This window comes from Streptomyces sp. NPDC042364 (assembly GCF_056437585.1).
Window position 1 is genome coordinate 129,696 of sequence record NZ_JBWKAJ010000016.1, and the last position, 13,355, is coordinate 143,050.

Genomic DNA, 13,355 nt, shown 5'->3' on the forward strand with positions numbered 1-13,355 from the left:
CGGCGGGTCCACCGGCGACACGACGGGCGGCACCACCGGCGACACCACGAGCGGCGGGACGACCACCGAGGGGACGACGAGCGGTGCCGACGGCGGGACGACCGCCGGGACCACGGGCGGCACCTCGCCGTCCAACAGCATCTCGGCGAGCGCCTCGCAGAGCGGCGACGGGACGCCCGCCGGATCCGCCGCCTGACGTCCCGATCACGAGGAGGGGCCGGGTCCGTTCCACGGACCCGGCCCCTCCTCGTGAAATGGCTCAGAACAGCCGCAGCTTGTCGTCCTCGATGCCGCGCAGGGCGTCGTAGTCGAGGACCTGGCAGCCGATGCCCCGGTCGGTCGCGAGAACCCGGGCCTGGGGCTTGATCTCCTGGGCGGCGAAGATGCCGCGGACCGGCGCGAGATGCGGATCGCGGTTCAACAACTCCAGGTAGCGGGTGAGTTGCTCGACGCCGTCGATCTCGCCGCGCCGCTTGATCTCCACCGCGACGGTCGTGCCCTCCGCGTCCCGGCACAGGATGTCGACCGGGCCGATGGCCGTCATGTACTCACGGCGAATGAGGGTGTAGCCCTCGCCCAGGGTCTCGATGCGGTCGGCGAGCAGCTCCTGCAGATGCGCCTCCACACCGTCCTTGATCAGACCCGGGTCGACGCCCAACTCGTGCGAGGAGTCGTGGAGGACCTCCTCCATGGTGATGATGAGCTTCTCGCCCGCCTTGTTGACGACGGTCCAGACGCCCGCCGTGCCGTCGGAGTCTCCGGTGTCCTCCTTCAAGGTGCACGGCGGCGACATCCAGTTGAGGGGCTTGTAGGCCCGGTCGTCGGCGTGGATCGAGACGCTGCCGTCCGCCTTCACCAGGATCAGACGGGGGGCCGAGGGGAGGTGGGCGGTGAGCCGGCCCGCGTAGTCCACGGAGCAGCGGGCAATGACGAGACGCATGGTCGGCAACGCTACTCGACGGCGGCGGGTGCGCGCGATTCGACCGCCACGACGACCATGCCGACGCCTGTCGCCCTCCGTCACCCGGCTGCCGGCCCCCACGCGGGCCTCCGGCGTCCCGTGGCATGTGCTGCTGTCAACTCTCGTTCGGCATTGGCTGATTGTGTGCGTCCAGCGTGCGGTCGGTGCGCGCAATCTCCTGGTGCGGTCACGTTCGGTTGCTTACCGTAGAAACGGGAGGTCGCGAACCGTGCACTCTGCGTGTTCGGTAACGCGAACCCCGACCCTGTCCGTCAACCCCTGTTGTAGTGGGGGTGCGAGAGGAGAACCCATGTCGCTCGACGTCTCACCGGCCCTACTCGAACAGGCCGAGCGAGGCGAGGTCGACGAAGCCGCCTTCGTCGACTGCGTCCGGACCTCCCTGCCCTACGCGTGGGAGATGATCAGCTCCCTGGTGGTCCAGCTGAAGGTCGAAGGCGGCGAGTTCGCCGACAACCAGACGCCCCCGCCGGACGAGCAGGCACGCGGGCAGCTGCTGCGCGCGCTCGCCAGCGACGCGATACGCGGCGCCCTGCAGCGGCACTTCGGTGTACGGCTGGCCTTCCAGAACTGCCACCGGGTGGCGGTGTTCCCGCTGGACCCGTCCGTGGACGACAGGCTCGCCCGCTTCACCTCGGTCCGGGGTCAGCTCCTCAACCAGTCCCCGGAACTCCGGGACTGCTGAGGCGGTGACGCAGTACGGCTTGCCGCTCCAACCGCGGGAGGTGCATCAGTAGAGCGGGGCGGCAAGCAACCCGGTACGACACGGCAAGGCTCAGCCGAGGTGAGGCAGCACCTCGGCACCGAGTCGCCGCACGTTCTCCTCGGACGCCGCCAGATCGCCGGTGCCCTCGACGAGCAGGGCGAAGCGGGAGATGCCCGTGCGCTCGCTCGTCGCCGCGAGCCGGTCGGCGCACAGCCGCGGCGTCCCCACCGGGTGCAGTCCGCAGAGCAGTTCGGTGTACGCCACCGGGTCCCGCATGGCGCGGGCGCGGCCGTCGACGGTCACATGGGCGTCGAGGCCCTGCTTCAGCCAGCCCGGCATCGCCTTGGTGAGCGACTCGACGGCGTCCGTGCGCCGGTCCGCGACCTGGCAGACGCCGGCCGACACATGGGCCGCGCCGGAGATCTCCTCCGGCGAACGGCCCGCGGCCCGGGCGCACCTGCGCCACATCGCCACCATCCGGGCCTTCTCCTCGTCCCCGACATGCATACCGAGAAGCATCGGGAGCCCCCGCTCGGCCGCCAGCCGTACGCTCGTCGGCGAGGTGCAGGCGACCACGACCTCGGGACCGGGCGTCTCGTCCAGGTCCTCCGACGGCCTCGGGACGACGGGGACCTCACGGAAGCTGAATCGTTCCCCCGAAGCGGAGACCGAGGGTTCCCGCAGCCAGCGCAACAGGAGATCGAGTGATTCCGGGAACCCCTCCTCGTACGCCCGGAGTCCGGCGCCGAACACCTCCAGATCCACCCAGGGGCCGCCGCGCCCGACACCCAGGGAGAAGCGTCCTCCGGACGTCACATGCAGCAGGGCGGCCTGCTCGCCCAAGGCGACGGGATGGGCGGTGGGCAGCACACTGACCGCCGTGCCGACCCGGATCCGCCGGGTGCGCCCCAGCAGCAGCGCGGCGAGAGTGATCGCCGACGGGCACGTCCCGTACGGCACGAAATGGTGCTCGGCCAGCCAGACGGAGTCCAGTCCCGCCTCCTCGGCCACATCCGCCGTCCGCACCGCCCGGTGGAGGGCCTCGCCCTGGCCCTGGCCGGGGAACTGGCCTCCCAGTACAAAAGTTCCTACGCGCATCGCACTTCCTGCTTCCTCGGCTCCGGCTCGGGAGCTCCCCCACCCGGCATAACCCTCTGACACGTGCCGAAGACACGGCCTGGCGGCGAGATTTGCGGATTGTCTGCAGAATGCTGCGAGCGGAGGGCGTTCTGAGGTGATTGGTGCCGTACGCGTACCCCCGTCGGGCCCGCGTAGGCTGGACATCAACCCTGCCCCCTGTATAGCCCCGTGAGGTGTCCTGTGTCCCCGCGTCGCAACCGTCCCAAGGGCGATGGCCGGTCGGGCCCGTCGGCTCGGAGCGCCGACGAGGACCGTTCGGAACGGTATGGCGGCTGGCAGTCCGGCGAGCGCTGGCAGGGCGAGGAGTGGAGCGTGCGCCATGTGGCGGGCGCGAGCGCGGCGGGCAAGACCTACCGGTGCCCCGGCTGCGACCAGATGATCCCCTCCGGTGTGCCGCACGTCGTGGCCTGGCCCGAGCACTCGGGTGTCGACGAACGGCGCCACTGGCACAAGTCCTGCTGGAACGCGAAGGACCGCCGCACCACGCGGGTGCAGCGGTCCCGTAACGCACCGAGGTTCTGAACCCCGGATCCGGGCGTCCGTCCCGCGGTTACACGTCCCGCTTCTCCAGCAGGGCGAACGCGCCGACGGACGTGGCGGCCACCAGGCCCAGCATGATCCACAGCGGTTCCCAGCCGGACGGGGCGGAGGCGCCGAGCTCGGCACCGTAGAAGACGCCGAGCTGGCTGGGGATCGAGTAGTTGAGCAGGAACTCCTGTACGTCCCGCAGCGACTCCGCGAACATGAAGATCGCGATGACCAGCGGCGCGAGGAACACACCCAGCATGATGGTGATCGCGCCCGCCGAGTGGCGGATCAGCGAACCGATCAGCAGCGACAGCAGACCGAACAGCGCGAGGAAGAGGCTCACTCCGACGGTCGCCTTGAACCACTCCTCGCCGTTCGGGGTCGCCGCGTTGCTGCTCTCCAGGATCGCCACCTGGAGGAAGCCGACGAGCGAGGTGGCCACCAGGGTGATCGTGAACGCGAGGGCGAAGAAGACGATCGACTTCGCGGCCAGCACCCGGCTGCGGCTCGGGCACGCGGTCAGCGTGGTCCGGATCATGCCGGTGCCGTACTCCGAGGCGGTGGTCAGCACGCCCAGCGTGATGAGGCAGACGCTGCCGATCATCACCCCGAACAGCCCGAGCCCGAGGGGGGACTCACCCTCCAGGTTCATGTCTGCGGACGCGGCGATGACGGCGAAGAGCAGACCGAGGCCGAGCAGCAGGACGACGAAGACGCCCAGGGTCCAGATCGTCGAGCGTACGGACTTGATCTTCGTCCACTCGGAGGCGATCGCGTGCCCGAGGTGCGTGCGCACCACCGGGATCGGCGAGGTGTACGACGTGCCCGGCGCGCCCTGCCAGTGCGGGGCAGGTGGCTGCTGCGGGGCGAGTTGAGGCTGGGGCGTGCTCATCGGGCGTCCTCGGACTTGGTCAGATCGGCGGCGGGCGCGGCGGCGGGCTGGGCGGGGGCCGGCGCTGCGGGGGCGGCGGCGGGCTGTGCGGGGGCCTGGGGCGCGGCCTGGGCGTACGGGTTCGGCTGCGGCGCGCCCGGTGCCGGGGCGGGCGCGGCGCCGGGCGCCGGAGCCCCGTACGGACCGGCCGGCGGCGGGCCCTGCGGCGGCGCGTACGGCTGCCCGCCCTGCTGCGGCGCCGGCGGGGCGTACCAGCCGGGCTGGCCCTGGCCCGGAACCGGCATCGGCGGCTGAGCGCCGGGCGGCAGGGGCTGCTGGAGCCCGGCCTTCTGGTCGATCGTCGAGCGGTAGTCGACGGCGCCCTGCGTCATCCGCATGTACGCCTCCTCCAGCGAGGCCTGGTGCGGGGACAGCTCCCACAGCCGTACGTCGGCCTCGTGCGCGAGGTCGCTGATGCGGGGCAGCGGCAGGCCCATGACCCGCAGCGCGCCGTCCTGCTCGGGCAGCACCTGGCCGCCGGCCTCGGTCAGCGCGGACGTCAGCTTCTCGCGCAGCTGCGGCTCGGTGTCCGGGGTCCGTACCCGCGCGAAGTCGGCGGAGTTCGCCGAGATGAAGTCCTTGACGCTCATGTCGGAGAGCAGCTGGCCGCGCCCGATCACGATCAGATGGTCGGCGGTCAGCGCCATCTCGCTCATCAGGTGCGAGGACACGAAGACGGTACGGCCCTCCGCGGCGAGCGCCTTCATCAGGTTGCGCACCCAGAGGATGCCCTCGGGGTCGAGGCCGTTGACCGGCTCGTCGAAGAGCAGCACCTGGGGGTCGCCGAGGAGGGCGGCGGCGATGCCGAGCCGCTGGCCCATGCCCAGCGAGAAGCCCTTGGAGCGCTTCTTGGCCACGTCCTGGAGGCCGACGACCCCGAGCACCTCGTCCACCCGGCGGGCCGGGATGCCCGACAGCTGGGCCAGGGACAGCAGGTGACTGCGCGCGGACCGGCCGCCGTGCACCGCCTTGGCGTCGAGGAGGGCACCGACCTGGCGGGCGGCGTTCGGCAGCTTGCGGTACGGGTAGCCGCCGATCGTCACCTGCCCGGAGGTGGGGTTGTCCAGGCCGAGGATCATGCGCATCGTCGTCGACTTGCCGGAGCCGTTGGGCCCCAGGAAGCCGGTGACGGCCCCCGGCCGCACCTGGAAGGAAAGGTTGTACACGGCTGTCTTCGCGCCATAGCGCTTAGTCAGGCCGACTGCCTCGATCATGCTCCGCACCCATCGAACGGTTCAGGACGTCTCGTCTCAGGACGTCGGGGCGCACGCCCCCGTAAGGTTTAGGAGCTTATCCGGGCGTTGACGGTTCCGCCCAAGAGTAAGTAAAACCGTGCAGGTCACAGGGCCATCGACTTGGCATGTACGTTTCGCCTGGTCAGGCGTCCGGTCACCGGTCACGCGTCGCGCCTCTTCAGCAGCAGAAACCCGCCGAGCAGCGCGGCCAGCACCCACAGCGCCATGATCCCGAGGCCGCCCCAGGGCCCGTACGGCCTGTCGCCGTCCACCGGGGTGACCACGCGCATGATGCTGCTGCCGGCCTGGTCGGGCAGATAGCGGCCGACCTTCTTCGTGGCGCCGACGTTGCCCAGGATGTTGGAGATCAGGAAGAAGAACGGCATCAGGATGCCGAGCGACAGCATCGGCCCGCGGAGCATGGCCGCGACGCCCATGGAGAACACGGCGATGAGCGTCATGTAGAGCCCACCGCCGATGACCGCGCGCAGTACGCCCGGATCACCGATCTCGGCCCGGTGCTCCCCGAGCGCCGCCTGTCCGAGGAAGAACGTCACGAAGCTGGTCGCGAGTCCCACCCCGAACGCGAGTGCGGTCGCCACCGCGAGCTTGCTGAAGAGGAACGTGCCCCGCTGCGGTACCGCCGCCAGCGAGGTACGGATCATGCCGGTGCTGTACTCGTTCGTCACCACCAGCACCCCGAACACGATCATCGCCAGCTGGCCGAGGCTCATCCCCGCGAAGCTGACGAACGTCGGATCGAAGGAGAGCCGCTCCGCACGGCTCAGGTTGTCGAACTCGTGCTTGGACAGCAACGAGATGAGGATGCCGAGGGCGACGGTGACGAACACGGCGAGGGACAGCGTCCACACCGTGGACGCCACCGACCGGATCTTGGTCCACTCCGACCGTACGACCTGGGTGGCGGCCATGCTCAGGGTTCTCCCTTCCAACCCTCGCCCCACGCCGGTGCGGGGGCGGCCCCGGAATGGGCGTGGTACTCCACCGACTCGGCCGTCAGCCGCATGAACGCCTCCTCCAGCGAGGCCTGTTGCGGGCTCAGTTCGTGCAGGACCACCTGGTGCCGGGCCGCCAGCTCCCCGATCTGCTCGGCCTTGCCGCCGTCCACCTCGAACGCGCCGTCACCCGCCTCCACGACGGTGATCCCGGCCCCCGCGAGCGCATCGAGCAGCCGTTCCCGCTGCGGGGTACGCACGCGCACGTACGAGCGTGAGTTCCGCTGGATGAAGTCGGCCATGGAGGTGTCGGCCAGCAGCCTCCCCTGTCCGATCACGACCAGATGGTCGGCGGTCAGGGCCATCTCGCTCATCAGATGGGACGACACGAACACCGTCCGGCCCTGGGCGGCCAGGGACTTCATCAGGGTGCGGATCCAGTGGATGCCCTCGGGGTCGAGGCCGTTGACCGGTTCGTCGAACATCAGGATCCGCGGGTCGCCGAGCAGGGCGCCCGCGATGCCGAGCCGCTGCCCCATGCCGAGGGAGAAGCCCTTCGCCTTCTTCCTGGCGACCGGGGTGAGCCCGACCGTGTCCAGCACCTCGTGCACGCGCGCCCGGGGGATTCCGTTGCTCTGCGCGAGGCACAGCAGATGGTTGAACGCGCTCCGCCCGCCGTGCACGGCCTTGGCGTCGAGCAGGGCGCCGATGTTCTTCAGCGGGTCCCTGAGCCGGTCGTAGTGCGTTCCGTCGATCCGTACGTCCCCCGCGGTCGGCCGGTCGAGCCCGAGGATCATCCGCATCGTCGTCGACTTCCCCGCGCCGTTCGGCCCGAGAAAGCCCGTCACCACACCGGGCCTGACCGCGAAGGAGAGGTTGTTGACCGCCACCTTCTCCCCGTACCGCTTGGTCAGCCCCTCGAGCTCGATCATGCGGCCACGCTAGAACGCGGTCCCGGCCCCTGCCACCGGAGCACGCGGCACCCCCGGCTCACCCGCGCCGCGGGGAAACGCGCGACCTGCCACACACCGAAGGGCCCGCACCCCCCGAAGGGGATGCGGGCCCTCAAGAACCCACGGCCGACGCCGTCACACAGTGGTGCTACCGGGTCTGCTGCGCCGGAACCCCACGGGAGATCGGCTCGTCGTCGGTCGCCGGCGTGCCCGCCGCGGCGACGGCCGCACCCGTGAGCGTCGCCAGCATCTCGCGCACGTTCGTCAGCTGGGCGTTGATGGAGTCGCGGCGGTTGGTGAGAGCCGCCAGCTCGCGCTCGGATTCCGAACGGATCCGGTCCGCCTTGGCGTTCGCGTCCGCGACGATGTCCTCGGCCTGACGCTGCGCGGTCTCCACCGTCTGGCGGGCGCGGCGCTCGGCGTCGGTGCGCAGCTTCTCCGCCTCCAGGCGGAGCTGCTCCGCGCGGTGCTCGATCTCGGCGAGCCGCTTCTCGGCCTTCTGCTGCCGCGAGGCGAGGTCGCGCTCGGACTGCTCACGCCGCTTGGCGAGGTTGGTCTCGAAGTCGGCGGCGGCCTGCGCGGCCTTCGCGCGGGTCTCCTCGAAGAGGGCGTCCGCCTCCTCGCGCTTCGACTGCGCGTCCTTCTGCGCCTCGGCACGCAGCTGCGAAGCGTCGCTCTTGGCCTTCTCGACGATCCGGACGCCCTCGTCCTCGGCCTTGGCCTTGCGCTCCGCCGCGAACGACTCGGCGTCGTTGCGCACCTGCTGGGCCGCCGACTCGGCGAGCTCACGGTGCTGCTCGGCGGCGCGGCGGGCCTCCTCGCGCAGGTCCTTCGCCTCCTCCTCGGCGAGGCGGAGGATCTTTTCGACGCGGGCGCCGAGACCGGCGTAGGACGGCTCCGCGTCGGTGACCGCCGCCTGGGCGTTCTGCGTCTCGAGGTGAAGCTCCTCGATGCGCTTTTCGAGCGCGGTGATGCGGGCGAGAGCGGAGTCACGGTCGGAGACGAGCTTGGAGATACGTTCGTCCACCTGAGCGCGGTCGTATCCACGCCGCACAAGCTCGAAGCCGTAGGGGGAAGTGTCGCTCATGGGGTTCCTGTCGAATGAGACCGGTGAGGTGATAGATGGAATCCTAGGGGGCGAAGCGGCGTGTCATCGAGCAGATGCACGTTTGATCTGGAGAATGACACCCCTTTTGAGTGGCCGACCATCGGAATACTTGCCAGAACCTTTGCATCAAGGCCCTGGCGAGCACAGGAAGAACACAAATGGGTATCGAGTGGACCGGGCGGCGCGGGGCCATACCCGCAACGGCCCGGCGCCGCTAGCCGTCTGACGACTTGCCACCCGAACGAGTCGCACCCGCCGCGGCACCCGCCCTGACTCCACCGTCCTTGCCGCTCGACGGGGCCTCAAAAGACTCCAACGCCTCCAGGACGTCCTGGACACGGGAGATCTCCGCATTGATGTCCTCGCGGCGCCGGACCAGCACCTCGAGTTCCCGCTTGCCCTCCTCGACCGTCCGGCGGGCCTCCCGGATCGCCTCGGCCTTCAGTTCCTCGGCCTCACGGATGAGCGTGGACTTCTTCTGCTCGGCCTCCTTCAGAAGACCCTCGGCCTTCTTCACGGCGGCGATACGGACCTTGCCCGCCTCGGAGTTCGCCTCGGAAACGATCTCCTTGGCCTTCGCCTGAGCCTTCTCCAACTGCTCCTCGGCCGCCTTGATCAGCGCGTCGCAACGGTCACCGGCGGATTTCATCGTCTCGGCGGACTCACGGCGGGCCCGCTCGTGCAGCGCCTCGATCTCGGACGTGATCCGCTCGCGCAGTTCCTCCGCCCGCTCCCTTATGGCGGTCGCGTCGCGGCGGGCGCCGACCAGCAGCTCGTCGGCGTCCTGGCGGGCCTTCTCCACCGTGGTGTTGCCCTCCACGGTGGCCTGGGAGATCAGCCGGTCGGCCTCCGTGCGGGCCGCGCCCACCATGGAGTCGGCCTGCGCCTCGGCGTCCGCCGTGGTCTTCAGCGCCTGCTTCTGCGCCTCCGCGAGCAGCTTGTCGGCCTCCGCCGCGGTCTCCGTGATGAGCGTGTCGACCTGCTCCGCGGCCTCCGAGCGCCGCTTGTTGGCCTCCTTGCGGGCCTCGTCGAGCGTACGGTCGGCCTCCTCGCGGGCGGCCGACGTGAGCCGCTCCGCCTCCGCCTCCGCCTCGGCCCTCACCCGCTCGGCCTCGTGCCGGACGCGTTCCGCGTGCTGCCGCGCGGAACCGACCGTGTCGGCGGCCTCGGCCCGCAGCCGCTCCGCGTCGTCGGTCGCCTCGGCGATCAGCTGCTCGGCCTGGGCGACGGACTCCGCCCGGACCCGCTCGGCCTCCTCGTTGGTCTCCCGCGTCAGCCGCTCCGCCTCGGCGGTGACCTCGGTGATGAGGGTGTCGGCCTGTGTCGCGGCGTCCGACCGGATGCGGTTGGCGTCCTCGCGGGCCTCCGCCCGGGTGCGCGTGGCGTCCTGGTCGGCCCGCGCGATGGTGTCCGAGGCCTCCGTACGAACCCGCTGGGCGTGCTCGGACGCCTCCGAACGGACTCGGTCCGCCTCGGCGATGGCCTCCGCGACCGTGCGCTCGGCGAGCGCCTTCGCCGCGTCCGTCTCCTCACGGGCCTCACGGCGCACCCGGTTGGCGTCGTCGGTGGCCCGCTCCCGCTCCGCGTAGGCGTCGGCGCGGACCCGGTCCGCCTCCTCCTCGGCCTCCCGGCGCGTACGCTCCGCCGCGTGCTCCGCCGCGTTGCGCAGCCCGGCGATCTCCTCCTGGGCCTGCTCGTGCAGCCCGGCGACGGAGTCCCGCACCTGCTGGGCGTGCTGCTCGGCGGCCGACACCATCTCGGTGGCCCGCCGCTCGGCCTCCTCGACCAGCCGTACGGCCTCGGTCTCGGCCTCCTCCACACGCTTGCGCGCGGAAGCCAGCAGTTCCTCGCTCTGCTCGCGGGCCCGCCGGCGCTCCTGGTCCGCCTCCTGACGGGCCGAGCCGAGAAGCTCCTCGGCCTCGCGGCGGCGCCGGGCGGCCTCCTCCTGCGCGGCGGCCAGCGTCTCCGAGGCCTCCGTGGCGAGCCGCTCGGCGGCGGCCTGCGCCTCCGACCGCACCCGGTCCGCGGTGTCCTGCGCCTCCGACTTCAGCCGCTCCGCCTCGGCCGCGGCCTCCGACCGCAGACGTACGGCGACGGCCTCGCCCTCGGCGCGCGACGCGGACGCGTCCGACGCGGCCTCGTCCCGCAGCCGCTCGGCCTCGGCCTCGGCCTGCGCCTGGAGCGTACGGATGCGCTCGGCGGCCTCGGTGCGCAGCCGGTCGGCCTCCTCGGCGGCCTCGCGGCGGATCCGCTCGGCCTCCGCGCGGGCCTCGGTGAGCGCCTCCTCGGCGGAGGTGAGCCGCTGCTCGGCGTCCGTGTGCAGCCGGGCGAGCCCCTCGGCGGCCTCCGCCTCCCGGGTCGCGATGCCCCGCTCGGCCTCCTCGCGCAGCTCACGGACGGCGCGTTCGGCCTCGGCCTTCAGCTCCTCGGACTGCTCCTCGGCCTCGGCGCGGTGCCGCTCGGCCTCCTTGCGGGTGCGCTCCAGCGTCTCCTCGGCCTGGCGGCGCAGCGCCGAGGCGCGCTCGATGGCCTCCGTGCGGACCTTCTCGCTGTCCGTGGTGGCGGTCTGCCGCAGCTCGTCCGCGTCCGCCTTCGCCTTGGCGAGCAGTTCCTCGGCGGTCTTCGCCGCCTCCTCGATCTGCTGGACGGCCTCACGGCGGGCCTCGGACCGGATCCGCTCGCCCTCGGCGACCGCGTCCGCCCGCAGCTGCTCGGCCTCGCCGCGCAGCCGGCGCGCCTCCTCCTGCAGCTCGACGGTCTTGGCGCGGTACTCCTTGGTGTCGTCCTTCGCCGCGCCCTTCAGCTCCTCGGCGAGGTCGTGCGCCTCGGCCCGCAGCCGGTCCGCCTCGGCCTCGGCCTCCTTGCGGATCCGCTCGGCCTCCTCGGCGGCGGCCTTGGTGGTCCTGCGGGCGTCCTCGGACGCCTTGTTCAGCACGTCCTCGGCGGTCTTGGCCGTCTTGGCGAGCTGGGAGGCGGACTCCTCCGCGGTGAGCGAGCGGGCCTTCTCGGCGGCCTCGGCGAGCAGCTTCTCCGCCTCTGCCCTGGCGTCCGCGACGACTTCCTCGGCTGCCGCCTTGGTGGCCTCGGCCTCCTTCGTGGCCTCCTCGACCAGCCGTGCGACCTGCTCCTTGGCCGTACGGGTGCGCTGCTCGTTGGTCGACTCGGCGGAGGAGAGGGCCTTGGCCGCGTTCTCCTTCGCCTCGGTGACGAGCTTCTCCGCCTCGGCCCGAGCCTCGCGCAGCGCCGCCTCGGCCTCCGACATCCGCTGCTCGGCGGCCCGGCTCAGCTCGGCGGCCTGGCGGCGGGCGCTGTCCGACTCGGTGGCGGAGGAGGAGCGCAGCTGCTCGGCGTGCTCGGTGGCCTCCTGGGCCTGCGTGGACGCCGCGTTCAGCAGCCGCTCGGCCTCGGCGCGGGCGCGGCGCAGGATCTGGTCGGCCTCCGCGCGGGCGGCCTCGGAGTCGCTCTGGAGGCGCTGGCGGGCCTCGTTGGTGAGCCGCTCGGCCTCGGCGCGGGCGGCGGCCAGCGCCTGCTCGGCCTCGGCGCGCGACTCGTCGACGAGCCGGCGGGCCTGCTGCTCGGAGCGGGCCCGCAGCTGCTCCGCCCATGCCACGTTCTCGTTGACGTGGGACTCGACGGTCTGGCGGCGCTCGGACAGCTCCTGGTCGAGCTGCTGGCGGCGGGTGACCGCCTCCTGGTGCAGCTCCGCCTGGAGGCGCGCGGCCTGCTCGGCGTGCTCCTGGAGGATCCGCTGGGTCTGCGCCCGGGCCTGGCTCAGCTCGCGCTCGGCGTCGGCGCGCAGCTGGTCGGCCTGCATCTGGGCCTGGCGGAGCATCTGCTCGGCCTGGTACCCGAGGTCGGCGCCGTCGTAGGCGGGCCGGGACATGAGGGTGCGGCGCGCCTCGTGCAGCTTGGCGCGCAGCACCTCGACCTGGTAGCCGAGGTCCTCGGCGTGCTGGATCGCCTTCTCCCGCTCGGTCTTCAGCCGCTCCATCTCGGCCTCGAACCGAGAGAGGTGGTCGACGTCAGCCGCCGGCTCTCGCTCCTGGCGTTCGTAGCCCCGCACTGCGCGGTCCCATCCGTCCCCTGGTCGCAACCTCTGGCAAACGAGCTCCGTCCAACCGGCGAACGGGGCCCCCGGGGAATGGTGTCAGATCAACGGCGGAGCACGGGCTGCCGCCCTCACCCTCGTCCCCCGAAACCTGGACCCCGGCCCTTGGGCCCCGTCGTCGGAAGGCGGCAGGACCCGGGCCGTCGCCCGGTGAAGGGGACGGCCGCCCCCAACCCTACCGGCCCATATGTACGGGGGTCAGTGCTCAGGTGACTCAACTGGCGCCGAAGTGACCAGTTCTGTCAGTACTCCATGACAATCCTTGGGGTGCAGGAACGTGATCCGTGACCCCATGGAACCGCGTCGCGGCTCCTCGTACAGGACGCGTACGCCCTTGTCCTTGATCGCGGTCGCCTCGGCGTCCACATCCGCCGTACCGAAGGCGATGTGGTGCACCCCCTCGCCGTTCTTCGCCAGCCACTTGGCGACGGTGGAGTCCTCGCGGGTCGGCTCCAGGAGCTGCAGGTAGGAGGCCCCGCCGTCGTCCGTGCTGTTGATCCTGAGCATGGCCTCGCGCACGCCCTGCTCCTCGTTGACCTCGGAGTGGTACACCTCGAAGCCGTATGTGGCCCGGTAGAACTCGACGGTCTTGTCGAGGTCGAAACAGGCGATCCCGATGTGGTCGATTCGCGTCAGCATGGTGTCAGTGCAGCGCTCCTCGCGCCGTTACGCAACGTGCCAGCGATCACACTCACCGCCCGGTGACGGCAC

The 13,355-nt window shown here is 71.5% G+C and carries 12 protein-coding genes; 3 read left to right on the top strand and 9 right to left on the bottom strand.

Translation table 11 applies throughout. The features are described 5' to 3' along the window. Positions 1 to 196 (top strand): hypothetical protein (locus AC067N_RS28060; protein WP_478681655.1); only part of this gene is annotated, 196 nt, incomplete at its 5' end. A 63-nt stretch (positions 197 to 259) separates the two neighbouring features. Here AC067N_RS28060 and nucS read toward each other — a convergent pair. Further along, positions 260 to 940 carry an endonuclease NucS gene (gene nucS, locus AC067N_RS28065; RefSeq protein ID WP_478681656.1) on the bottom strand — a complete coding sequence of 227 codons (681 nt, stop codon included), beginning with the start codon at positions 938 to 940 and terminating at the stop codon, positions 260 to 262. A gap of 331 nt (positions 941 to 1,271) precedes the next feature. Between nucS and AC067N_RS28070 the strand changes: the two genes are divergently transcribed. Beyond that, complete coding sequence (locus AC067N_RS28070; RefSeq protein WP_468103209.1) at positions 1,272 to 1,664, top strand: SCO5389 family protein; 393 nt, start codon at positions 1,272 to 1,274, stop codon at positions 1,662 to 1,664. A gap of 90 nt (positions 1,665 to 1,754) precedes the next feature. On the opposite strand, the gene AC067N_RS28075 is transcribed toward AC067N_RS28070, so the two are convergent. Next, positions 1,755 to 2,783, bottom strand: coding sequence for an LLM class flavin-dependent oxidoreductase (locus tag AC067N_RS28075; protein ID WP_478681657.1), 1,029 nt, complete (start codon positions 2,781 to 2,783; stop codon positions 1,755 to 1,757). A gap of 222 nt (positions 2,784 to 3,005) precedes the next feature. Between AC067N_RS28075 and AC067N_RS28080 the strand changes: the two genes are divergently transcribed. Then, the gene (locus AC067N_RS28080) at positions 3,006 to 3,347 is read left to right on the top strand and encodes an ATP/GTP-binding protein (RefSeq protein WP_478681658.1); all 342 of its coding nucleotides are present in this window, start codon (positions 3,006 to 3,008) and stop codon (positions 3,345 to 3,347) included. A 28-nt stretch (positions 3,348 to 3,375) separates the two neighbouring features. On the opposite strand, the gene AC067N_RS28085 is transcribed toward AC067N_RS28080, so the two are convergent. From AC067N_RS28085 to mce, 7 genes are all read right to left on the bottom strand, one after another. Further along, complete coding sequence (locus tag AC067N_RS28085; protein ID WP_478681659.1) at positions 3,376 to 4,245, bottom strand: ABC transporter permease; 870 nt, start codon at positions 4,243 to 4,245, stop codon at positions 3,376 to 3,378. Next, positions 4,242 to 5,498 (bottom strand): ABC transporter ATP-binding protein, encoded by a 1,257-nt coding sequence (locus AC067N_RS28090; RefSeq protein WP_478681660.1) that lies wholly within the window; start codon positions 5,496 to 5,498, stop codon positions 4,242 to 4,244. The genes AC067N_RS28085 and AC067N_RS28090 overlap by 4 nt, the downstream gene beginning before the upstream one ends. 182 nt (positions 5,499 to 5,680) lie before the next feature. After that, on the bottom strand, positions 5,681 to 6,451 hold the full coding sequence (locus AC067N_RS28095) for an ABC transporter permease (protein WP_478681661.1): 771 nt from the start codon (positions 6,449 to 6,451) through the stop codon (positions 5,681 to 5,683). 2 nt (positions 6,452 to 6,453) lie between these two features. Beyond that, the gene (locus AC067N_RS28100; RefSeq protein ID WP_478681662.1) at positions 6,454 to 7,407 is read right to left on the bottom strand and encodes an ABC transporter ATP-binding protein; all 954 of its coding nucleotides are present in this window, start codon (positions 7,405 to 7,407) and stop codon (positions 6,454 to 6,456) included. Between the two features lie 169 nt (positions 7,408 to 7,576). Beyond that, a complete protein-coding gene (locus AC067N_RS28105; protein ID WP_159773153.1) occupies positions 7,577 to 8,515 on the bottom strand; it encodes a coiled-coil domain-containing protein in 939 nt (312 codons plus the stop codon). Between the two features lie 235 nt (positions 8,516 to 8,750). Beyond that, entirely contained in the window at positions 8,751 to 12,599 is a 3,849-nt protein-coding gene (scy, locus tag AC067N_RS28110; RefSeq protein ID WP_478681663.1) for a polarized growth protein Scy, read from the bottom strand. 243 nt (positions 12,600 to 12,842) lie between these two features. Continuing rightward, positions 12,843 to 13,283 (bottom strand): methylmalonyl-CoA epimerase, encoded by a 441-nt coding sequence (gene mce, locus AC067N_RS28115; RefSeq protein WP_478681664.1) that lies wholly within the window; start codon positions 13,281 to 13,283, stop codon positions 12,843 to 12,845. Positions 13,284 to 13,355 lie beyond the last annotated feature (72 nt).